The organism is Fulvitalea axinellae (assembly GCF_036492835.1).
Taxonomy (GTDB): domain Bacteria; phylum Bacteroidota; class Bacteroidia; order Cytophagales; family Cyclobacteriaceae; genus Fulvitalea; species Fulvitalea axinellae.
Genome location: NZ_AP025317.1, coordinates 52,217 through 72,789 on the forward strand (window position 1 = coordinate 52,217; position 20,573 = coordinate 72,789).

The 20,573-nt window shown below is 41.1% G+C and carries 22 protein-coding genes; 15 read left to right on the forward strand and 7 right to left on the reverse strand.

Annotation, left to right across the window (positions count from 1 at the left end; all coding sequences use genetic code 11):
* The first annotated feature begins 81 nt into the window (after nt 1–81).
* Complete coding sequence (locus AABK39_RS22425; protein WP_338395454.1) at nt 82–1,020, forward strand: helix-turn-helix domain-containing protein; 939 nt, start codon at nt 82–84, stop codon at nt 1,018–1,020.
* A 238-nt stretch (nt 1,021–1,258) separates the two neighbouring features.
* The gene (locus AABK39_RS22430; protein WP_338391371.1) at nt 1,259–2,293 is read left to right on the forward strand and encodes an ISAs1 family transposase; all 1,035 of its coding nucleotides are present in this window, start codon (nt 1,259–1,261) and stop codon (nt 2,291–2,293) included.
* Nucleotides 2,294–2,458: 165 nt separating this feature from the next.
* Here AABK39_RS22430 and AABK39_RS22435 read toward each other — a convergent pair whose 3' ends face one another.
* Nucleotides 2,459–3,193, reverse strand: a complete 735-nt coding sequence (locus tag AABK39_RS22435; RefSeq protein ID WP_338395455.1) for an SDR family oxidoreductase — start codon at nt 3,191–3,193, stop codon at nt 2,459–2,461.
* Between the two features lie 97 nt (nt 3,194–3,290).
* Here AABK39_RS22435 and AABK39_RS22440 point away from each other — a divergent pair, with 97 nt between their 5' ends.
* Together AABK39_RS22440 and AABK39_RS22445 are read left to right on the forward strand one after the other, a co-directional pair.
* Nucleotides 3,291–4,199: a LysR family transcriptional regulator gene (locus AABK39_RS22440; protein WP_338395456.1), complete on the forward strand. Its 909-nt coding sequence runs from the start codon at nt 3,291–3,293 to the stop codon at nt 4,197–4,199.
* Between the two features lie 386 nt (nt 4,200–4,585).
* On the forward strand, nt 4,586–5,635 hold the full coding sequence (locus AABK39_RS22445) for a PDDEXK nuclease domain-containing protein (RefSeq protein WP_338395457.1): 1,050 nt from the start codon (nt 4,586–4,588) through the stop codon (nt 5,633–5,635).
* A 168-nt stretch (nt 5,636–5,803) separates the two neighbouring features.
* Here AABK39_RS22445 and AABK39_RS22450 read toward each other — a convergent pair whose 3' ends face one another.
* Nucleotides 5,804–6,652 carry a transposase family protein gene (locus AABK39_RS22450; protein ID WP_338395458.1) on the reverse strand — a complete coding sequence of 283 codons (849 nt, stop codon included), beginning with the start codon at nt 6,650–6,652 and terminating at the stop codon, nt 5,804–5,806.
* Between the two features lie 308 nt (nt 6,653–6,960).
* Between AABK39_RS22450 and AABK39_RS22455 the strand changes: the two genes are divergently transcribed.
* The 5 genes from AABK39_RS22455 (at nt 6,961) to AABK39_RS22475 (ending at nt 10,986) form a co-directional block, all read left to right on the forward strand.
* Nucleotides 6,961–7,617: a hypothetical protein gene (locus AABK39_RS22455; RefSeq protein ID WP_338395459.1), complete on the forward strand. Its 657-nt coding sequence runs from the start codon at nt 6,961–6,963 to the stop codon at nt 7,615–7,617.
* Nucleotides 7,618–7,667: 50 nt separating this feature from the next.
* Complete coding sequence (locus AABK39_RS22460) at nt 7,668–8,516, forward strand: LytTR family DNA-binding domain-containing protein (RefSeq protein WP_338395460.1); 849 nt, start codon at nt 7,668–7,670, stop codon at nt 8,514–8,516.
* Nucleotides 8,517–8,623: 107 nt separating this feature from the next.
* On the forward strand, nt 8,624–9,751 hold the full coding sequence (locus AABK39_RS22465) for a serine hydrolase domain-containing protein (RefSeq protein ID WP_338395461.1): 1,128 nt from the start codon (nt 8,624–8,626) through the stop codon (nt 9,749–9,751).
* A 2-nt stretch (nt 9,752–9,753) separates the two neighbouring features.
* Nucleotides 9,754–10,149, forward strand: coding sequence for a hypothetical protein (locus tag AABK39_RS22470; RefSeq protein ID WP_338395462.1), 396 nt, complete (start codon nt 9,754–9,756; stop codon nt 10,147–10,149).
* Between the two features lie 129 nt (nt 10,150–10,278).
* The gene (locus AABK39_RS22475) at nt 10,279–10,986 is read left to right on the forward strand and encodes a hypothetical protein (protein ID WP_338395463.1); all 708 of its coding nucleotides are present in this window, start codon (nt 10,279–10,281) and stop codon (nt 10,984–10,986) included.
* Between the two features lie 174 nt (nt 10,987–11,160).
* On the opposite strand, the gene AABK39_RS22480 is transcribed toward AABK39_RS22475, so the two are convergent.
* The 4 genes from AABK39_RS22480 to AABK39_RS22495 form a co-directional block, all read right to left on the reverse strand.
* Nucleotides 11,161–11,823: a hypothetical protein gene (locus AABK39_RS22480; protein WP_338395464.1), complete on the reverse strand. Its 663-nt coding sequence runs from the start codon at nt 11,821–11,823 to the stop codon at nt 11,161–11,163.
* A gap of 120 nt (nt 11,824–11,943) precedes the next feature.
* Nucleotides 11,944–13,017, reverse strand: coding sequence for an IS701 family transposase (locus AABK39_RS22485; RefSeq protein ID WP_338392425.1), 1,074 nt, complete (start codon nt 13,015–13,017; stop codon nt 11,944–11,946).
* An 82-nt stretch (nt 13,018–13,099) separates the two neighbouring features.
* The gene (locus tag AABK39_RS22490; protein ID WP_338392370.1) at nt 13,100–14,026 is read right to left on the reverse strand and encodes an IS3 family transposase; all 927 of its coding nucleotides are present in this window, start codon (nt 14,024–14,026) and stop codon (nt 13,100–13,102) included.
* Nucleotides 14,027–14,028: 2 nt separating this feature from the next.
* Entirely contained in the window at nt 14,029–14,334 is a 306-nt protein-coding gene (locus tag AABK39_RS22495; protein ID WP_338392371.1) for a transposase, read from the reverse strand.
* Between the two features lie 522 nt (nt 14,335–14,856).
* Here AABK39_RS22495 and AABK39_RS22500 point away from each other — a divergent pair.
* The 5 genes from AABK39_RS22500 to AABK39_RS22520 all read left to right on the forward strand — a co-directional run bounded on the left by AABK39_RS22500 (nt 14,857) and on the right by AABK39_RS22520 (nt 18,803).
* Complete coding sequence (locus tag AABK39_RS22500; RefSeq protein ID WP_338395465.1) at nt 14,857–15,588, forward strand: N-acyl amino acid synthase FeeM domain-containing protein; 732 nt, start codon at nt 14,857–14,859, stop codon at nt 15,586–15,588.
* Nucleotides 15,585–16,214, forward strand: a complete 630-nt coding sequence (locus tag AABK39_RS22505; RefSeq protein ID WP_338395466.1) for a methyltransferase family protein — start codon at nt 15,585–15,587, stop codon at nt 16,212–16,214. Before AABK39_RS22500 ends, AABK39_RS22505 begins: the two co-directional genes overlap by 4 nt.
* Before the next feature lie 22 nt (nt 16,215–16,236).
* On the forward strand, nt 16,237–16,698 hold the full coding sequence (locus AABK39_RS22510) for a nuclear transport factor 2 family protein (RefSeq protein ID WP_338395467.1): 462 nt from the start codon (nt 16,237–16,239) through the stop codon (nt 16,696–16,698).
* A 142-nt stretch (nt 16,699–16,840) separates the two neighbouring features.
* Nucleotides 16,841–17,863, forward strand: coding sequence for a hypothetical protein (locus AABK39_RS22515; RefSeq protein ID WP_338395468.1), 1,023 nt, complete (start codon nt 16,841–16,843; stop codon nt 17,861–17,863).
* A 169-nt stretch (nt 17,864–18,032) separates the two neighbouring features.
* Nucleotides 18,033–18,803 (forward strand): MBL fold metallo-hydrolase, encoded by a 771-nt coding sequence (locus tag AABK39_RS22520; protein ID WP_338395469.1) that lies wholly within the window; start codon nt 18,033–18,035, stop codon nt 18,801–18,803.
* Between the two features lie 201 nt (nt 18,804–19,004).
* Here the strand turns inward: AABK39_RS22520 and AABK39_RS22525 are convergent, their stop codons facing one another.
* Entirely contained in the window at nt 19,005–20,012 is a 1,008-nt protein-coding gene (locus AABK39_RS22525; protein ID WP_338395470.1) for an SDR family oxidoreductase, read from the reverse strand.
* A gap of 162 nt (nt 20,013–20,174) precedes the next feature.
* Between AABK39_RS22525 and AABK39_RS22530 the strand changes: the two genes are divergently transcribed.
* Nucleotides 20,175–20,525 (forward strand): winged helix-turn-helix transcriptional regulator, encoded by a 351-nt coding sequence (locus AABK39_RS22530; protein WP_421825174.1) that lies wholly within the window; start codon nt 20,175–20,177, stop codon nt 20,523–20,525.
* Nucleotides 20,526–20,573: the final 48 nt, after the last annotated feature.

Here is a 20,573-nt window from a genome sequence, read left to right on the forward strand (position 1 = left end):
TAAGGGTGCTTAATGCTTCTTATTTTGAGTGCGCTTAAAACATTAAAGAGGAAACATGGATTTATAAATTCGAAAATACGTATGAGTGAGACAGTGAAAATAGATTCTACAAATAAACTTCATGATTTTTTCGGCTACCCTGAAAAACCTACACATCCACTGATTACATTGATTGATTTCTCAAAAATAGACTTAAATACTATTAAAAGTGGTACACGAAAAATTTTCAATTTTTATTCTATTACCCTAAAAAAAGTTAAAGGAGCGGGAGTTATCTATGGACGAAAAGATTATGATTTTTCCGAAGCTTCTCTTTTATGTATGGCTCCTGAACAATTGAGCATTGTGACTGATATTGAAAAAAATGCCTTTATGGAAGGTTGGGGACTGTATTTTCATCCAGAATTAATTCGTTCCAGTCCATTGAATAATAAAATGAAGGACTATACTTTTTTTTCATACAATATGAACGAGGCTCTGCATTTATCCGATAAAGAAAAAAACACCTTGCAGTCAGTTCTTCAAACAATTCAAGAGGAATTTAGCGATAAGCTGGATTCTTATAGTCATGATTTAATAGTTTCCAATCTTGAAGTTCTACTTAATTACTGTAATCGTTACTATGGCAGACAATTTATAACACGTAGTCATCATAGCAAGGGAATTGTATCTCAGTTTGAAAAAATACTAACCAATTATTTTGAGTCAAATCAGACAAAAGTGAATGGGCTGCCATCAGTTAAGTATTGTGCCGAACAGTTACACTTATCCCCGAATTATCTTGGGGACTTATTAAAACAGGAAACAGGTAAAAGTGCTATTGATCATATTCATTACTACCTTATTGAAAAAGCAAAAAATTTATTATTGAATTCATCCGATTCGATAAGTGAAATTGCTTATGATTTAGGGTTCGAACAACGTCAAAGCTTTAGTAAACTCTTTAAAAAGAAAACAGGAGTGAGTCCAAAAGCATATATTAATTCTAACCTGAAGTTGCTACGTTTACCTGGACGATGAGTTAAGAAAAATTAAAATTCCTGTTTTGACCAGGGCCTGTTCATAAAGCGTCTGAGAAAATAGGAGCTTACCACCATGAATTGCAATTTTGAATTACCACAAACAAACTTGCGGTTGATGGATAAGCTCCCAAAAAAACGAAATTAATCAATACTACCTCCAGTTACAACTAAGCCTTGTAGACCACAGGAACGCCAAGGGGAAGAAGCACGAACTGGCTTTTGTCGTACTGTGCTTTATGCTTGCCGTATTCAGGAGCGGAGGAAAACTCAATTTCTCACAGATTCACCGCTCAATGAAAAGGGATCACGATTATTGGCGGGATTTCACAGGTGGTAAAAGTAAGTGTTGTGTGAGCCGTGTTCAACTCCGAAGAATCCTGAAGGATACAGATATACAGGGACTTAAGGCGGTTGCTGAAACCACTTTTAACGCAAACGAAACTATAGATCCGCAAGCTCTTCAATGGTTTTCGATTGACGGTAAAGAACTCCGGGGGAGTATCGACAAATCCTCAGGGGACAAACGCGGGGAAAGCGTGGTTCTGGTTACCGCGCAAGAAGATAAAACCAGCAAGGTTGTAGGCTACTATTCGGGTACCAAAGACTCCGAGCGGGGTATTGTCGACGAATATTTTGAAACTCAATCCGGTCTTTCGGGAACGGCTTATACGATGGATGCCCTTCACAATAATTCCGGGTTACTGGAGGGAATCCATGGAAAACGGGGCGTCTACCTTTCACAAATAAAAGGGAACCAGAAAATACTCCGTGAAGACCTTCGAGACATGGAGCGGAGATCAGAATGTTTGGATTATAAAAAGACCGTCGAAAAGGGCCATGGCAGGATCGAAACAAGAATATACCGGACCTACCCGGTGGAAACGGGATGCTTGGAGCGTCGCTGGTCGAATACGGGGATGAGCTGCTTCATACGGGTAGACCGTACCCGTAAAGTCGTTAAAACAGGAAAAACATCAAGCGAGACATCATACTACGTCAGCAATATAAATACCGGTCTTATTGATCAATACAACTTGCCTAACGCCGTAAGGGGACACTGGTCCGTAGAGGCAAACAATAATATGAGGGATACGAACTTCGGAGAGGACGGGTTAAGGAGCCTTGTCTCTGGTATACAGCAAAGTGTTTCATGTATTTTGACTGCTGTAATGAATATTTTGATCCAAAGGAACGCTGGTGAAAATATGAATGAAATGCGAGAGGAGATCGTAGCAGATATAAATTCTATTCACCAATATTTTAATAGATAGACCTTTATGAACAAGCCCTGCTGTTTTGACTATATGAAGAATAAAAAAGCTTATAATGCGTAGGTCTAAACAGCCAAACCGTTCCTATGTTGTTTAGCCGAAACGTTGTATTTCATAAGATGACTCCCCAGTCTATCTCAAAGACTGGAAAGTCATCTGAAGTTTTTACCAAGCGACCTCTTCTCCCAAATGGATGAATTTCCCACTGAAACCGGTTTCCTCTGACAGGGATAGGCTAACTGATGTTTTAGCCCCGTCCACCACTTCCATAGGGGCCCCTTCGGTACCTAAGTCGGTTTTTACCCAACCGGGATGAGCGGAATTTACTTTGACATTGGTATCTTGAAGCGAAGCCGCCAGATGAACAGTGAATGAATTCAGGGCCGCTTTTGACGCGTCATAGGCAAAAGGCTTTACCGTGTAGTAAGGTGAGGTAGCGTCACTTTGGACGGTGTTAGACCCCAATATGCTGGACAGGTTGACAATTCTACCCGCTTCACTTTTTTTCAACAGAGGAAGCAAAGCTTGCGTAAGATGAACAACGCTGAAGAAGTTCACGTCAAAAGTCAAATCCATCGTCTCATTCGAAATACTTTCCGCCGTATTCGTACCCAAGGGCTCGTCTTTGTGCATGATACCGGCATTGTTGACCAAGATATCCAATTTGCCATAGTTGGAATCGATATACGCTTTCAGTGCCTGTATGTCGGCTTGGTTTGTCGCTTCCAATTGTACCTGTTCAACATCCAGGCCTTCCGCTTTAAGTTTTTCAACAGCGGCCTTGCCTTTTTCCTGGCTTCTAGATGCCATAAGTACTGTTATTCCTTTCGCACCCAATTGACGAGCTGTTTCAAAGCCTAAACCCTTATTCGCTCCTGTTACTAATGCTATTCTTTTCATTTTCAAATACTTTAATGATGATGAACCAAAAGTAAGAAGCTAGTGATATAAAATGAAATTAGTTATATTTACCCTTGTTATAAATAAATTTATATCAATGGTTAGTTTAGAATGGTACAGAACCTTTAAGGCGGTGTATAAGCATCAAAATTATTCGAAAGCCGCCGAAGAGTTATTTATGACTCAGCCCACAGTCAGTAACCAAATGAGTATGCTCGAGGCCGCTGTAGGGCATAAGCTGTTTACCCGGAAATCGAAAGGAGTAGTGCCTACCGAAAATGCCAAATTCCTCAATAACCTTATTATAGAGTCGTTAGACATTCTTGAAAATGTGGAATCCAGGTATCGTAAATCGGTCAACAAGGAAGAGAAAATGTATTCCCTCGGCATCAGCGAACACCTGTACAAAAGTTTCCTGTCAAACAAAGATCTGGCTTCCATAAAGCATCTGACCGTCCATTTTGAACAGGGCAATCAGAAGTTATTCGATCTGGTAAACCAACAGGAGCTTGACGCCGCAATTATACGTGAAGACATTCAAACTTTCGACACACTATCTCATAAAATATGCAGTTCACCTTTGGTCATTGTCGGCCATCCAAATTTGGATACCCGAAAACTGAATGACTATATGGATGCGAATGACTTGAAAAAAATCCAGCGATGGCTTGAAAAGCAGGTTTGGTTCTCGCATATGTCAACCTCCCCTTACATCAAACTATTTTGGCTTCACTGTTTTAACAAAAGGCGGCCTAAAGTTTTTACCAACTATGTTATTCCAAATGAATATTTTATGCTTCAGGAACTGACCAAAGTGGAAGGAATAGGCGTGACACTACTGGAAAATGCGAAAGAATTTATTTCCGACAAATCGCTCCAACTTATCTGGCAACCAGATAATTACCCTGTTAGAGATTACTACTTGATTACTCATAAAAAACAGGCGTCTACTTTTGAGATGCTAAAAAAGCTTTTGATTAATGGGGGCGCAAACGACAAAACCTAAACCGCGTTAAAAGGTGAAGACTAGAAAAAATCAATAACTTTAAACGGGATTTATATAATCGCAATTGCACCCTGACTTATTTATCAGCATTAAAAATGTGCTATTCCGAAACCACTGGCATTTTGCACTTAAAATACGGTTATAGATTTTTCTTCCGTCCAAAAGGATTGCGGTGATGGAAGAAAAATAAAGGCCAGAGATTAGTTTTTTGGAACGCATTGGAGGCAAAGGAACAGACCGACCCCTACCCCTACCCCATTTTTTTAATCTATACCGAATTACGATTTATTAATCTCTAAATTCTTAATTTGTGGCTTTCGGTTCCGTCGGGAAATTAGACAGGATAAAGGAAATGGACGGGGCGGTATAAGATTGAAGCCAATAGTATGAGCGAAGTCCGAGAAGACACGACCCGGCATTGGTTTGCCGATATTCAGCTGAAGATCGAGCAGGCCCGCCAGCGAACAGCTTTGAAAGTTAATCAGGACCTTTTGGGGCTTTATTTCGAAATAGGCTCGTCGATTCTGGATGTCCAGAACCGATTGGGTTGGGGCGGTCAGGTTATCGATCAGTTGGCGACGCATATCAAGGATAATTTTCCGGGAATTTCCGGTTTCTCTGTCCGAAATCTGAAGTATATGCGGGCTTTTGCGGTGGCGTATCCCGATTTCCCTTTTGTGCAAGCGCCTCTTGCACCGGATACGAAAGAATTTGTGCAAGTATCGCTTGCACAAATTCCGTGGTACCACCATATCAGCCTGCTCAGCAAGGTTAAGGACTTGGATGAGCGGATTTTTTATCTTGTCGAAACCGCTAAGAACGGCTGGAGCAGGGATACGATGCTGTTGCAGGTAAAAACGGACTTGTACGGGCGTCGGGGGCAGTCGGTGACTAATTTTGAGAATACGCTTCCGGCTCCGCAATCGGATTTAGCCAGACAGACGATCAAGGACCCTTACGTTTTCGATTTCTTAAGCCTTTCGGAGACATTCAAAGAGAAAGATATCGAAGACCAATTGGTCAATCATATTTCCAAGTTTCTACTGGAACTGGGCAAAGGCTTCGCTTTTATGGGCAAGCAGTACCGTCTGAATATCGCCGACCAGGATTATTATCTCGATTTGCTTTTTTACCACGTCACGTTGAAGTGTTATGTGGTTATCGAACTGAAAAACACCAAGTTTATTCCCGAATATGCAGGGAAGCTTAATTTTTACCTGTCGGCCGTGGACGATCTGTTGAAAACGGAGAGCGACAACCCTTCGATCGGGATCCTGCTGTGCCGTGACAAGAATAATCTGGAAGTGGAGTTCTCGTTAAGGGGCATGTCCCAGCCCATAGGGGTTAGTGAGTTTAATCTTACGGAGCAATTGCCCGAGGAACTTAAGAGCAGTTTGCCTACGGTGGAAGAGATCGAAAGGGAGCTTGAAAAGTAGTGTTTTCGTTCTCAAAGGCCAAGCTTTGGCACCAGCCTTGAAAATAATATCAACACAGATCGCAATGAAAAGAATGTTCCATAGGATCTTTTTCCTATTAATCGGGATTGTATTAATTAAAGGTTATCACGAATTACGTTCTGAATTCGCATCTCAAATTATGAAGTCCTACGGCACCATCATTACCCTCTCTCTTACGTCGTTATATTTTAGCCGGATCTTATTCCGGATTATCTTCAAACGCTTAATCCCGCCTATTGCGTGTTCCGCTCCGACCCTAACCGAGCTGATTCCCTTGTTGACCTGTTTCTGCAATTCGGTCAATTCCTTTCCTTTTGGCTTTTTGTGCGGAATAATCACATTTTCATTCTCCTTGTCCGCTCCCAAAAAGCCAAGATCTACCAGGATATTCGGCCCGTCAACCTGTATTTCGGTTTCATCCCAGATCGTTTTGTCATGAACGGAACCCGGGTAGAGCGGGCTTACGTACAGAATCTTGCGGTTTGGGGCGGAAAACACAAGATATTTGGCGGTATGCCTCTTTGATTTCCCGCTGTACTCTTCTTTCTGCGCCGCATTGTTTACTTTTCTTGGAACCTCGCACTCAGTGACATCGGCGAGTAAATACTCTTCTCCCTGATCTCGATATTCGAATCTCCCGCCTGTCATTGGTGCCATTCCCAACCGATTGAGACTTGTTTCAAGCAATGGAAGAAGAAAAGAAAACCATTCGCTGACTTTTGCCTGTGACAAGCCGAACATTTGTGCATAAAATGTCTGGTTCGGGTTTTCCTTTGAATACATCAGGGCGAAGTTGAGCTTCCTGTCACTGCCCGGTAAACTCGAATTTTCATATTCTTTGTAACAGGGTCTCTTCCTTTTCTTCCCTTTTAAGGTGTACCATCTTAAGCGCTGTTCCACCAATTTAGAAAAGACTGGGAGCAAAGTGATCCACTCGTCTTGGTTCAAACCGGTTAAAGCTCTACATTTGGCGTTAGCTCCTTTTTCCATCTTCATTTTGCTGGTTTTCGAGAAAAAGCAAAATCGGAAAAAGCGGCTGTTTTTTTGCTATTCGGACGGCTATACGAAATCATTCGTGATAACCATTATTGGAAAAACGTTAAGTTCAATTCTGGGTTTTGGTGATGAGACAAATGAGATCTTGAACACCGGAATGAGATCAATAATCGGAATTGCCTGTATTTTAGTACCAATGTTAGTTGTGCGGTTCTTACGTGAAAAAATTATCGAAAAGTAAATCGAATAGGTAAAACGCATAATCTACTGTGGTTACAGCGCCATCTTTTTGCGTAACAAAGATTGATATGAAACAAAGTCGGAAGGAAACTGCTTGGAAAAAGAGCAGGAAATTTGGCGATGTAAAAGGCGGGCGAATGAGGCCTAAACTTACCGATAATATCTTCAATCGACTACATTCTTTTGAAGCCCCAGAAGAGGGCGAGAGCTCTCCAATTTATATCTTAGATAATCCCTCAAGAGATTTCTTCTTCCCTGTAACTGTAGAAGAAATAAAAGAATTTATAAGTAAATTACCGAAAGATCATATAAGGAGCCTTACTCATATTTGGTTGAGAAGAATCTCCAAAAATGAGTTTCAAAAAAATAAGGGTATTCAAGGTTGTTTTATCTGCGGTAGCGGTGTGAACCTGATTGTTTTATATCCTTTTCCAATTGATTTGAAAATAAAATTTGGCTTGAAAAAGCCATCAAATAAGATCTTAAAATGGTATTCGGAGTTTAAGCCAGAATTAATTCACGAACAAGGTGAATGGAAGCTTAAGTGGATTAATGAGGGTTTGAAACGATATTATCTTGAAGGCTTGTTACTTCACGAAATAGGCCATAAAGTAGAATCTTATTCTAAACGATTTTGGAGCAAATCTTCGAATAATAAATGTGAAAATTTCGCTGATAATTATGCATACTATTGGGGCGATAAAATCAGAAAAGAAATCGAATAGGAAAAACGTATAACCTACTGCGTTTGCGACGCCATTTTATCACCACCGTTATGAGCAGGCTCACACGCTATAGAACATTGAAAGCACTAACAAAACACGTTCAATCTAATCTGGAAAAATGGTCCATAAGCCTATTGACGGGCCTGTTCCTTTTTGTGTCGCTTTTCGTTTATAGGGCATACCATGTGGATGCGGTAGAGGCCTTTTCGGGGCATGGCATCTTCTCAAGGGCCCTCATCCAGGCTGTAGGCACTTCGTTCGTTTTTTATGTCTTTCAGTTTCATATCGCTTCTTATCTGAAAGTTGACCGAAGGTGGAAGCCTTTGGTGTTAAACGGATTGGCTACTTTTGCAGGGCTTAACCTCACCTTTTTGTTTTTTAATTATTTTTATAATTGGACGGAGCTGTATTGGTCGAGTTATGTGATGTTTCTTTATGAGTATCCTTTGATTGTCTTCATACCGATACTGATCGGTTATTTGATCGGAATGATTCGCCGCCAAAACGCAATCGATACTACTTTAAGCCCTGCGATAAATTCCGCAACGAATCTTGAGTTCGGTTCTGAGAACGGTAAGCAATCCATTGCGTTAAAGCCCGAGTATTTTCTTTTTTTAAAATCTGCGGATAATTATATCGAACTATATTACCGAAACGGTGAGGGCGTAAAGAAGCAGCTGTTCAGAAATACGCTGAAGAATATCGAACGGCGCTATGGACAATCGCCGTATGTGAGAAGGTGCCACAGGAGCTATCTGGTCAATCCTTCGAATGTTCAGGTTACGAATATGGCCGGTGCAAACTCGAATACACTTTTTATCGATCAGTTCGAGGTACCCGTTTCGAGCAAATATCTGAAAGATTTCCAGCCTTACTTTCAGTCGTACTCATTGCATTAACCCCTACCCCTTTTCGTTCGTCCCTTATAGGCGAAATTCGCCCCAAATCGGTCTATTATAGCCCGTAGAGGTGTTTGATTCTCGTTATTTGAAATAAAAACAGCGAGATGAATTACCGTTACTTTTTCTTATTGGTACTTTTTCCGGCCATGTTTTCCTGTTCGAAGGAACCGGGGCAAAGAAAGAATACTACCCAGAAGTTGGACAGCCTAATGCTGTCTGAGAATATCAAAAGCCACTTTAACGGAAGCCTTGTGGTAGGCAACAAGGATGGGATATTATACCAGAAAGCGATAGGTGTCGCCAACAGGGTATGGGATGTCCCTTTTCGGTTGGATACCCGATCCAAGATCTGTTCCATAGACAAATCGTTTATCGCCGCGCTAGTACTGAAAGCGACGGAAGAGGGAAAACTATCCTTGGACGACAGGTTGGTGAACCTTATCGATTCCGATATATATGGAGGGAGTTTTCATCCAGAGATAACACTGCACCATTTGCTTACTCATACTTCGGGCCTATCGCATTATGAGGCTGATTCAGCGCTGAGCAGGGATAACTTTAAAATGTTCAAGAGGCAGCATTTTTCCAAGAAGGAATTCATTGACTATATCAGCCGAATAAAACCGAAAAGCGCTCCGGGCGAAGGCGTTTATTATAGCAGTTTGAGCTATTTTATTTTGGCCTATGTTCTTGAGCGCGCATATCATCAACCTTTCGCCTCATTGCTTGAAAATAAGATAAGCAGGCCCTTGGGCCTTGAGGGTACATTCTGTTCAAACTCTAGCGAAAATATATATCAGCGAGTGGCGGAAGGGTATAAGCAGGACAAAAATGACAAATGGATTAGGAATCATTTTTTGGACGAGAGTCTGGGCACGAATATTTATTCCAGCTCTATCGATTTATACAAGTGGGGTGCGGCCATGTATGACAGCGATTTCCTTTCGGCGAAATCTCGTGAACGTATGTTGAGTAATCATTTGTCGGATATTTCACCACGGATCTCATATGGCTACGGTTGGGTGATATTTGATGGAAAAGGGAAATATGAGATGGGCGATTTGGGGATAGAAAAGCCCTACATCATCCACGGTGGTAATACGGAAGGCTACAAATCTATGCTGGTGAACATCAACAGAGGGGAACATGTCTTTGCCTTTCTGTGCAATTCGGGCGAACGGATTAACGAAATGGAATTGGCTAGAAAAATCACTAACATTTTAACGCGATAATTATGAGACAATTAAGAATTCTACCTCTGGTGCTTCTGATGGCGGGATTATTCTCGTTCTCTGGAAAAAAGGATTTGAAAAGGCGGCTTGTAGGCAAATGGACAATGGTTAAAGTCTATGATGGCGATAATGACGTGACCGAGAAACACAATCCGAAAAACAACAGGTGGATAAAATTCAATAGGAACGGGTCATTCGAAAGCGGTGGCGATCCGCATGGCTACAATGACGGGGAATGGGAATTTGATTCGAAGAAGAAGGTTTTATTCTTGGACAGCAATACGAAAGACGATGACAGTGAGTGGAAGGTAAGTTTCGAAGGCAATAAAATGATTATGAGGGGGATTGGTACGCCGAGGCAAGAGGGTTTTAAGCTAATAAGTAAAAAGGTGGAGTGATTTGCGGGTCTATAAATTCGGTGCGACGAAGCGGTTAGCTTGTTATTGAATCGCACATTAGATCTAAAATACTTATTCATCATTATGAAAAAAGGCAGGGTATGTCTTTCTCAACCTTAGTATCTGAAAATGAAAAATATAATCACCTTTTTTGGGCTTTTTATGATAGTTGCCTGTATGACACAAGCCCAACCCGTAGTTGGGTTGTGGCATGTAACCGAAGTGACGGTAGGAAACAAACTGAAGACCCCTGTTTCCAAATGGATTAAACTTAACGAAGACGGCACCCGTACGGAAGGAAACGGCTGGACGCAAAATGTGGTGGGTTTATGGACTTACGATGAGAAGACGAAAGAACTTACTCCTCATAATGATTTGGGGAGTATAAGGGAAGGCTTTGCCCCTTTCAAAGTCAAATTTCAAGGTGATACCATGCAGTGGACCCGTGAAGAATATGGAATGCAGGTATTGGTAACCTTAACCCCGACCCAGGAAATGCCCCCCGCTCCAGCGGATTTGGTCAAAGGACTTTGGGCTTTGGATCAGGTAAAGGATTCCGACGACAATGAACTTTTGGACTATGATAAGGAGCGAAAGCAGTATATTTTTATTAGACAAGATATGCTTTATAGGCTAAGGCTACCGGATCAAAACGTCCTTGAAGGTTTTTGGCATATGCATGGCCATAGCCCAACGCTGACCTTGATTAACTATGATCGGGATGTTGATAATCAAGTGTATCGAGTTTCCTTTATGGAAGGGAAATTAATCATGAAATCGGCTGATGAGAATGGCAATGTATATCTCTATTCTAGAATTCATGAGTTTCCTAATTAAGACGATTAGAAAATCCGATGACAAATTGGAAAGGGAATTCGTTTTGAATCCAGGTTCGTTGTTCTTTTTCGCCGTCTTTCTCGTAGTTGGTTTTGAGAAAATAAAAAAGGAGGGCTTTCCCTCCTTTCTTGTGATTATATACTTAATTAAAGCAAAATCGTAATACTATTCCGATCAGTGTGTCATATCATAATCATGCTCATAGCCACGAGTTTCCCTTAAGGAAGCTTTTGTAATACCTATGCGCGTTAAGCTTTCCTTATGATTTAAAAGGCCATTTATTATTTTATCCGCTGTTTCCTTTTCCACTTTCTCGTTATACCAAACATATAAGGTATGCTCATCCCTATCCTTTCTTTGGATAGTAAAGCGCTCGACACCATACAATTTATTATTGTCGGTATCTAGTTTTAGATCCTCAATAAATTGGGCAAAGCTAATGCCGTCAGCGGGTTCCGTCATTTTCTCATCTAATTGTGAGCTTATTTTATAATCATAGTCATTGGCGCAATCATCCATTAAAGAAACGGTTTTGATGTCAATGCGGGCTAAGCTTTTTTCATGGATTCGTATTTTAGCTATTAGCTTATCCGCTGTTTCCTTCTTTAACTTCTCCTTATACTTAATGTATAGGATATGCTGGTTGTCGTTGTTCCTTTGGATGGTCAAGCGTGTTACCGTCCCTAATTCATTATCTACGGCATTTACTCTCAGCTCTTCAACAAATTGAGCAATGCTGACATCATCGGGTTCTACCGTTTCTTCATCAGATTGGCAACTAAAAAAACTGAATACAATAAATCCCAATACTAAAAAGTTCTTACCCATTCGATTCATTCTACTTATTGTTTAGTTAAAATTGTATAGTACCCTCGATTCTTAGGACCAGTAAAGTCGATTTTTAACTGAACTTTCGCTCTCCCTGCATTTGGGAGAGCGATTCTTAATGAATATATTTCAGGCCGACCGCAAGGCGTCAAGTTCTTCCATGGCAGCCTTTATCATCTTCAAATACAATTTTGATTTTATCGCAAAGTGATTCAGCTTCTCCTTAACCTTCAGTTTTTCCAGTTTTATGTAGGCGATCATGGAAGCGAAGATGTGGTTCAATTGGGTAATCTCCATCTTTGTGGGAGACTTGCCTAACATCGTGTTTTGCTTGAGCGACTTATGGAACTCCTCGACTTTCCACCGTTTTTGGTAGATCGCTACGATATCCTCGAAAGCCATGTTCTCCCCGTTGGTAACCAGCCATTGTTCCGCGGTCGACCGGTCCCTGTTTGTAAAGACTTGTTTGGCGAGCGTGACAGGAAAATCAACTCCCTTGACCCACACCCGCTTCACTTGACCGCTTTCAATAGGCGCATCCGAAACGTGAATGAATTTGCCCTCGTTTTTGTCCTTTTCGCTCATTGCTATATTCCTGTTGCTCTTCAGCGGGCAAACGAAAACCTTCTTGAGCTTGTAATGAATATACTTCAGCGTATCGCTGGCGGTGAACCACGTATCGAAAAGAATGTACCTGAAAACCAGTTTGTTCAGAAAGTTTAGACGGTGTAAAACTTCCAGTACCATCTCATTTTTCGTTTTCTCGCTTTTACGCTTTTCCTTCCCGTTCTTGTCTATGTATTTCACCGTCTTGTGGACGATCTCATAAGCGACCGGACAGTTAACCGTTTGTCCTTCCACGGTATTGCTCAGAAGAAAGTTAAGGGAGTTGATCCCTTTGACCGCTTTGCCTACAGTATGGTCGAAATGATAAGCTACGATGTCGTTTTCCGAGGAATGAGGCTTGTGGACAATGCAATCGTCGATACTCAAAACCGCCTCTTCGCCCTCAATACTCCTGGCGAAAGACTTCACCTCTTTCCAAAAAGCCTTTTGGTCCATGTCCGGTTGCTTGAGGAGGTCGCTGAAATAATCATGGGGAATCTGATTGTCCAAAGATGCTGAGAGCCCTGTTGAGGTGGCTTGCCCTCGACTGGCAATAAGATAATCCGTGTATAATTCAAATCCGTCTCTCCTTTTCATTTTTCAAAAATCGGTCACTTATCATATAATTTCCAAAATTGCAATAGGAAAGGCGAGCGAAAGGTCAGTTTTTAAGTAAATTTTAAACGGTTGTCGCTATCGTCGAGCCCGTGTGAATGTTGATAAGTCCTTTCACATTCTGTTTTTTCTTGGACTTATCAATATTTGCATGGGCATACGCGGTGGCTTTCGCTTTTGACGCTCCGCTAAAAACATTTTCCGGCTTCAGGTTCTCGATTCCTTGGTGATCCCTGTTGTGGTAGCGTCGCAACCATTTCTCTATCCCCAAATACAACTTTAAACCGTTGTCGGCCGGATTCAGGTAAATATGGTCCCTTTTTAGCGTTCTCCAAAAGCGTTCGATGTAAATGTTGTCCAAGGCTCGGCCTTTGGCGTCCATACTGATGTTTATTCCCTCTTTCTTGAGATAGTTCACGTATTCCCCGCAAGTGAACTGGGAACCTTGGTCACTGTTGAGTATTTCCGGTTTACCGTGAATCTCAACGGCCTCACGCACCACTTTTAAAGACGCCGCGGCCTCAAGCGTATTGCTCAAACCCCAACCCACTATGTACCTGCTGTAGACGTCGATAATCGCCGTCATATACATGAAACCGCTAGCCATGGCTATATAAGTGATGTCTATCGACCAGACCTGGTTTTTCCTGACAACTTTCTTTTCCTTAAGCAGATACGGGTAAACGTATTTTGCCTCTCCGGGCTTGCTCAGATTCTTTTTCGGGTAAATAGGGTAGAGATTCGCTTTGCGCATCAAGCGCCTAACCCTTTCATAGGAAGGGTTGAATCCTTGGTCACGCAAGGCTGATCTCATGCGCAAAACTCCCGCCGTGGGTTCGTCGATCATGTGCCGGTCCATAAGGCGCATCAACTCCAAGTTTTCCGCGTTTTCCCCCTTTGGGCTGTAGTAGTATGACGAACGGTAAAGCTCCAGACAGTCGCACTGACGGCGAATGCTCAGCTTATCCCCGGGGTCGACAAGGAGACGCAAATCTATAGACGCCCCAACTTCTTTAAGCTTTTTTTTAGGAAGTCGTTTTCCATCTCAAGCTTTCCTATTTTACTGTACAGTTGGTCTGTCGCCTTCTCCGTTTTCTCGTGTTCTTTTCTATCTTTGCCACCCTCAAAAACGCTGGACGAGCGCTGCAGAAACTCATTTTTCCATTGTGAAATCTGGGTGGCGTGAAGATCGTACCGTCTGCAGAGTTCTTGGGTGGTTTCTCTTTCCTTCAGTGCTTCGATCGCTACTTCCGCCTTGAATTTGGCGCTGAATTTTCTGCGTGTCGTTCTCGTTTTCATGCCCATAATTTAGTGATTTTTAAACTAAGACACTGGTCCGAAAATTCAGGGGTATTATATTGATCCTCTCCTGAAAAATTTCTGCCTATCCCCATAAACTAGTTTCCTGAGGATTTTAGGTTCTTTGGAGTTAAAGAAAGTTGACTGAAAATGTCATTTTTGATAAACAAAAATAATTGGCAGTGTGCCAAAAGTATTAACAAAACAGATACAGGACAAGGGAATCGACCGTCTTTCGTTATAATTATATAATATATGATCATTAGTGAGGGTTTTCATCCGAGACCTTCTGGGTCCGTGCAAAACGGGGTAGTTAAGTGCGTTGAGTTTCCATTATGGAGAAGTAAGGAATCACAGGAATTGTATTGGCAAAGTATCGCCGAAGAAATTAATTTGGCCGAATTGTTATATCTTTTTTTCAATAAAAGGGAATAGTTCATAGTCGAAATACATTGCGAAAAATTTGTGAGACTAAGCCCTAATGGCTGTGATATATAGCTAAACAAGCCGGAACCCGAACTGATGATAATCAAACCTATAAAGTCGGAATCAGAATTTCTTGAGTACGGACGCACACGTTTTTATAATAACCCGAATAATGACGTTACGGGTTTTATTCAGAACAATATCTCCAAGTTGAGAAGGGAACATGAGTTTGACGCTTACGACCTTGATTCATTCCATGTGGGCGCATTTAGTGAGGGGAAATTACACGCATGTACCAGAATGGTCAACGACACTTTAGGACGTGAGGTGTACTGTTTGGACCATTCGAGCAGAAAAATCATCGAATCGCTTTCCCAAGTCAAAGAGCCCGAAAACGGGTTGGCGCTTCAAGATTATGTAGGGGGAAAGAACTTTGATATAGTGGAAGACTTTTTAGGTTCCGTTAGAGCGGATGATAAGAAGTTCAATGAGATAAGCAGATTAATCCGTAATGAGCAGAAAGGAGATAAATATCTGATAAAATACCTGATTTGTTATTCATGGGCCTTTAGTCGATTCTATGGATTTGATTTTTGTTTTTTCGAAGCCGTAAAATCTCATTGCGCTTATTATGAACGGTTTTTTCGTTGCAAACGCGTACTTCAGGAAGTAGAGTTTACGCCTATTACAAATGGCGAACCTTACTATCTGATGCAGGCTGCCATAGGTGATTTACCCGAAAAAATGGACAAAATTGTCAATCGTATAGTCGAGAAATTTATAATAGCCGGCGGGCCTTGCGCTGTTAAACTGGATGAAATAAAATGAAAGTGGCTTTATCGACCATAGCGCATCTCTTAATACTTTTTATATTGCCTTTGTCAGCCAAGCCGGCATTGCTCCTTTACCCGCAAGTAATTCTTTCGGCCGTTGTTATCGTGTTGCTTCTTACTACACAGCCGCAAATGAAAATGGATGAGGCTTCCAGGGACAGGCGAACGGATAAGGGTACGATATTGCTTATTGCGCTTTGCAGTGTTGTCGGGCATGTCCTTACGATTTCGGAATGGGCATATTTTCCGCAATTGGATATATGGTGGTTGCCTTTTTTGGGAGCTTCACTACTGATCGGCGGAATTATTTTCCGGATAATCGCAATCAAAATTCTTGATAAGGCTTTCAGTAGCACATTACAAATCAAGAAAGGCCAAAACCTGATAACTAAGGGGCTTTACTCCAAATTTCGTCATCCAAGCTACACGGGGGCGTGGGTTTTGATGCTTGGCGACGCACTTATATTTCAAAGTTATGCCGGAATCGCTATTCTTGGAATAGGGATGTTTATAGTCTATATGAAGCGAATTCAGACAGAAGAGGAAATGTTGCTGAATGAATTTGGGATGGAATACGAACAATATATGGCGCAAACATGGAAATTTTTGCCAGGGTATTGAAGGAAAGATTTTAGTGTTTAATATGAAGTGGATAGTTTTAACATTTTTAATTTTCGTCTCTACATCAGTCCATAGCCAAGATACGAATCCAAAGCAAAATGATATTACATTGGAGCAGGAGATCTTGAGGATGGATAGTTTGTTGTTTGATGTTGCGTTTAACAAATGCGATTTCGAATTATACAAAAAAATTATAGTAAGCGGAATCGAGTTTTATGATGACAGAACCGGCCTCAATACTGATGTTAAAAAGGAATATGATTCATTCAAAGATAAGTGTGGGCGCCCTATTTCAGTCACTAGAAAACTAATTGATTGCAGTGTACATAGGCTCGGTGAATTTGGCGCTGTACAAACGGGCAAACACATTTTTTTGAATGATGAGAAAGTAGTGCAGAGTGCAAAGTTCATCACAATTTGGGAAAGAAGAGGAAAACACTGGGTTGTAAAAAGAGCCGTAAGTTATGACCACAAGGATTTGTAGTATTTAACACTCCTCCTTCATCCCATATGATGGGAAACCTTACGTTTCGCTTGAATTACGAATAGACTGTAGTAGATTGATTTCCATTATATTAGTATCGGATCAATCAATTTATACATGTTTACGACGTAAATCAAAAGCCATGAACAGAACGATAACATTAAACAGGAACCTGATCAATTTTGGACTTCCTCTGGGACTGTTGGCCGTCCTGATATTTTTAATGAAGTCCTCATTTATCGAAGGAAATGACACTCTGAGCTTGGCTGTTACGGCGGACTTGTTGTTGACTGTTCCGCTGGTTTATTTTCTGTTGATTCGTAAAACCCGAATACCGAAAACAACGGTGGTTCCGATGATGGTGCTCGGGCTATTAATCGGATCTTATTTTTTACCGAAAGAAAGCCAAACGTATCTGGAGTTGTTTAAAAGTTGGGCCTTGCCGGTGATCGAGATTTCGGTTTTGACTTTTGTGATAATCAAGGTCCGAAAAACCATTATAACCTATAAGAAACTCAAGGGCGCCACCCCTGACTTTTATGATACCCTAAAGAATGTTTGCTCCGAAATTGTCCCGGCCAAGAGTGTGGCCTTGCTTGTCGCTACGGAAGTGGCCGTAATATATTATGGTTTTATTGATTGGAAGAGAAAAGAGATTGGGAGTAACGAATTTACCTATCACAAAGACAGTGGGACCCCTGCCCTGCTCGGCGGTTTTATTATGGTTATAGGAGTTGAGGCGATTGCCGTTCACTTTTTACTTGCAAAATGGAGCTTGGCTTTGGCTTGGGTTTTAACGGCATTGAGTTTATATACCGCAATTCAAGTATTGGGTTTTGCCAGGTCGCTCTCCAAAAGGCCAATATCTATCGGGACCGGGGCTCTTTTATTACGTTATGGGATAATGAACGAGACTCGGATTTCGTATTCGGATATTGAAACGGTGGAGTTATCGAAAAAGGAATTAGAAAAGGATGAATTAACCAGAACGTTGTCTCCTCTTGGTGAAAACGAAAGCCATAACGTGATAATCCGTTTGAAAAGAGAAAATACTTTGACGGGGATTTATGGTTTTAGGAAAGAGTATAAGGTCTTAGGCTTGCATGTAGACAAGCCCGGTGATTTTCAGGAGAAATTAGAGAATGTTATACGTCAAAGTGTATAGTAAATATTGCTGGATTTGTAAGACCTGAAGTTAAGCCCTTGAGATCGCTATTGTTCAGTTGAAAGAAGAGCATAATCGAGAAACCTATTGAATTACGACATTGCTCTTTTTACGTCGGATTTCTGTTCGCTAAACAATCAATCACCACAATTAAAACTCAATTTCAAAGATGAAAGTACATCATTTAAACTGTGTTAAAATCGAATCGCCGTTAGGTTCGGCGATCGGCCATTGTATTTTGATTGAGAATAATGAATCCCTTACGCTAATAGACGCAGGGATTGGGATGGCGGAAACAAAGGATCCGGAAAACAAGCTAGGGAAAGAATTAGTAGAAATTACAGGGTTTCAGTTTGATGAAGGTTTTACGGCGATTAGGCAAATAGAAATGTTAGGGCTTAATCCGGAAAAAGTAACAGATATAGTTTGCTCGCATCTTGATCCTGACCATATCGGTGGGGCAATGGATTTTCCGAATGCCAAATTACATATCTCAAAAGAAGAGTATGATAGCTTTATAAGTGGAGATCAGAGGTATTTGAGTCAGCAATTATCATATAATCCTGGAGTTCAATTGTATGATAAGAATGATGGCGAATGGCTTGGTGTTCCCGCCCGTAAGTTGAATTTGGATTTTGAATCGTATCTAATTCCTTTGTTTGGCCATACCCTAGGACATTGTGGAGTAGTATACAAGCGGGATGATAAATGGGTCTTTTATGTTGGTGACGCATATTACTTAAGGGCGGAATTAAATGACAGGAACCATCCGGTTGACCAATTGGCGACAATAAGGGCTGTGGATAACGAAATGAGGCTTGAGTCCTTGGATTTGGTGAGGAAGATAATTAAGGAAAATGGAAATGAGATAGAATATTTTGGTTATCACGATCCTACGGAGTTTAAGAAAGAAAAGCCTGTGGGAGATAATGTGGCCTAGGGGGAGTGTTTATCTAAATGGCATATGCGCAATAAAACAAAGCACTAGAGATTTGTCATTTTAAAGCCCGACACTCAGGAGGTGTGATTTAAAATACTTCTTCGGCCAAAACTAAAAGATTAGCCGAAGAAGTATTTTACCTCAAAGATTTGTTTTTGGGAATACAATAGAGACACTCGAATATTGTTTCTGGCGAGTGCGCTATTTTCTGTCCAATACACTTTTTACTGAAGTCGCCGTGTCAAGAATCATTTGCTTAAACGGAATTGGTTTCCAATTAAAAACTCTTTCCGTATCACTCACGTCCCCTTCATATTTTTTGCCGACATAAGGCATCATGCCTTTCATTTCGCTATCGAAATTGGCTAATAATTTAACCATAAAATTGGGTGCTATTGCGGTCCCCACTTTTTCATAACCACTTGATTTTAACAGCTCCGTAACTTCCTTATAGGAATGGGCCTTTTCCGTAGCCACTATAAATCTGCGCCCTTTTGCCTGTTCGTTCTCTAAAGCCAATGTGTGGATTTTCGCCACGTCTCTCACGTCTGACATATTAATACTGGCATGAATCATTTGCCTTAATTCTCCGGTAATCAGACGTTTGAATAAAGTCATTGACTCCCCCGACAGATTATTGGAAAGCGTTGGTCCATAAACCGGTCCCGGATGTATGGTAATCAATTCCATTTCTTTATTCTTTACAAAATCCCAAGCGCTCTTTTCTGCCAGTGTTTTACTTTTGAGATATGCCGTAGCGTTCTTGGCGTTTACTTTTGTCCAACTGTCCTGGCCAATATTTTCATCACCCGTAACATCACCAAGCATAGCGACCATTGAAGAGGTCAAGACCACACGTTTTATTCCCGCTTTGTGAGCCGCCTTCAAGGCGCGCAATGTCCCTTGCACCGCTGGTTTTATCAACTCATTTTCGTCTTTGGGAATTTTTGAAAAGAAAGGAGAAGCGACATGCATTACAAAATCGCATCCCGCCACGGCCTCATCCCAGCCATTGTCACTTAACAAGTCTAATTCGCAAAATTCCAGATTCCCTTCCGGGTCTACCTGGCTTTTTATGGCATTGCGGATACTGTCAGCTTTTGACAAACTTCTTATGGAACCTCTAACGGCGTAACCTTTTTTTAACAAATCCACTGCGCAATGCAGTCCGATATAGCCTGATATTCCGGTTAACAATACTCGTTTCATAGCTGTTATTACTTTTGTTTTGAAAGCAATTATATAATTATTACTTTTGTATTGCAAGTAAAAATAAGAGATATAATGAAAAATCACTTTCGATGCAAATGTCCAATCACCTCATCTTTAGATATTTTAGGGGACAAATGGTCTTTAGTTGTAATTAAGCAGATGTTGTTTGAAGGAAAAAAAACGTTTAAGGACTTTACCGAAAGCCAAGAATCTATCGCCACCAACATTTTATCCGTGAGACTGAAAATGCTGGAAAAGTTCGGGATCGTGGAGAAAGCCAAACTTCCAACGAATAAAAAAACAAATATCTATACGCTTACGGATAAAGGGCTCTCGCTGACACCCGTGCTGATTGAATTGGTACTGTGGAGCAAGTACAATATCCAAGAGTTTAACCCTGACCTAAACCTGGATCACGATTTGGAAAAGGTGGAAAAAAATAAAAAGAAAGCTTGTCAAACTATAGTCGAAAAATATAAAGAGTTTAAGCGGTCAATATTAAGCCAGTAATGACAACCCTCATAGACTTGTAATAAGAGAATAGACTATCGACAAGCA

What these genes read in the sequence shown, in the direction of transcription:
- AABK39_RS22505 (WP_338395466.1), top strand. Translation starts at nt 15,585, where the DNA reads ATGAAAGTGGCTTTATCGACCATAGCGCATCTCTTAATACTTTTTATA.
- AABK39_RS22470 (WP_338395462.1), top strand. Translation starts at nt 9,754, where the DNA reads ATGAGACAATTAAGAATTCTACCTCTGGTGCTTCTGATGGCGGGATTA.
- AABK39_RS22515 (WP_338395468.1), top strand. Translation starts at nt 16,841, where the DNA reads ATGAACAGAACGATAACATTAAACAGGAACCTGATCAATTTTGGACTT.
- AABK39_RS22520 (WP_338395469.1), top strand. Translation starts at nt 18,033, where the DNA reads ATGAAAGTACATCATTTAAACTGTGTTAAAATCGAATCGCCGTTAGGT.
- AABK39_RS22445 (WP_338395457.1), top strand. Translation starts at nt 4,586, where the DNA reads ATGAGCGAAGTCCGAGAAGACACGACCCGGCATTGGTTTGCCGATATT.
- AABK39_RS22510 (WP_338395467.1), top strand. Translation starts at nt 16,237, where the DNA reads ATGAAGTGGATAGTTTTAACATTTTTAATTTTCGTCTCTACATCAGTC.
- AABK39_RS22455 (WP_338395459.1), top strand. Translation starts at nt 6,961, where the DNA reads ATGAAACAAAGTCGGAAGGAAACTGCTTGGAAAAAGAGCAGGAAATTT.
- AABK39_RS22450 (WP_338395458.1), bottom strand. Translation starts at nt 6,652, where the DNA reads ATGAAGATGGAAAAAGGAGCTAACGCCAAATGTAGAGCTTTAACCGGT.
- AABK39_RS22495 (WP_338392371.1), bottom strand. Translation starts at nt 14,334, where the DNA reads ATGAAAACGAGAACGACACGCAGAAAATTCAGCGCCAAATTCAAGGCG.
- AABK39_RS22435 (WP_338395455.1), bottom strand. Translation starts at nt 3,193, where the DNA reads ATGAAAAGAATAGCATTAGTAACAGGAGCGAATAAGGGTTTAGGCTTT.
- AABK39_RS22460 (WP_338395460.1), top strand. Translation starts at nt 7,668, where the DNA reads ATGAGCAGGCTCACACGCTATAGAACATTGAAAGCACTAACAAAACAC.
- AABK39_RS22440 (WP_338395456.1), top strand. Translation starts at nt 3,291, where the DNA reads ATGGTTAGTTTAGAATGGTACAGAACCTTTAAGGCGGTGTATAAGCAT.
- AABK39_RS22425 (WP_338395454.1), top strand. Translation starts at nt 82, where the DNA reads ATGAGTGAGACAGTGAAAATAGATTCTACAAATAAACTTCATGATTTT.
- AABK39_RS22500 (WP_338395465.1), top strand. Translation starts at nt 14,857, where the DNA reads ATGATAATCAAACCTATAAAGTCGGAATCAGAATTTCTTGAGTACGGA.
- AABK39_RS22530 (WP_421825174.1), top strand. Translation starts at nt 20,175, where the DNA reads ATGTTGTTTGAAGGAAAAAAAACGTTTAAGGACTTTACCGAAAGCCAA.
- AABK39_RS22480 (WP_338395464.1), bottom strand. Translation starts at nt 11,823, where the DNA reads ATGAATCGAATGGGTAAGAACTTTTTAGTATTGGGATTTATTGTATTC.
- AABK39_RS22485 (WP_338392425.1), bottom strand. Translation starts at nt 13,017, where the DNA reads ATGAAAAGGAGAGACGGATTTGAATTATACACGGATTATCTTATTGCC.
- AABK39_RS22475 (WP_338395463.1), top strand. Translation starts at nt 10,279, where the DNA reads ATGAAAAATATAATCACCTTTTTTGGGCTTTTTATGATAGTTGCCTGT.
- AABK39_RS22525 (WP_338395470.1), bottom strand. Translation starts at nt 20,012, where the DNA reads ATGAAACGAGTATTGTTAACCGGAATATCAGGCTATATCGGACTGCAT.
- AABK39_RS22430 (WP_338391371.1), top strand. Translation starts at nt 1,259, where the DNA reads ATGCTTGCCGTATTCAGGAGCGGAGGAAAACTCAATTTCTCACAGATT.
- AABK39_RS22465 (WP_338395461.1), top strand. Translation starts at nt 8,624, where the DNA reads ATGAATTACCGTTACTTTTTCTTATTGGTACTTTTTCCGGCCATGTTT.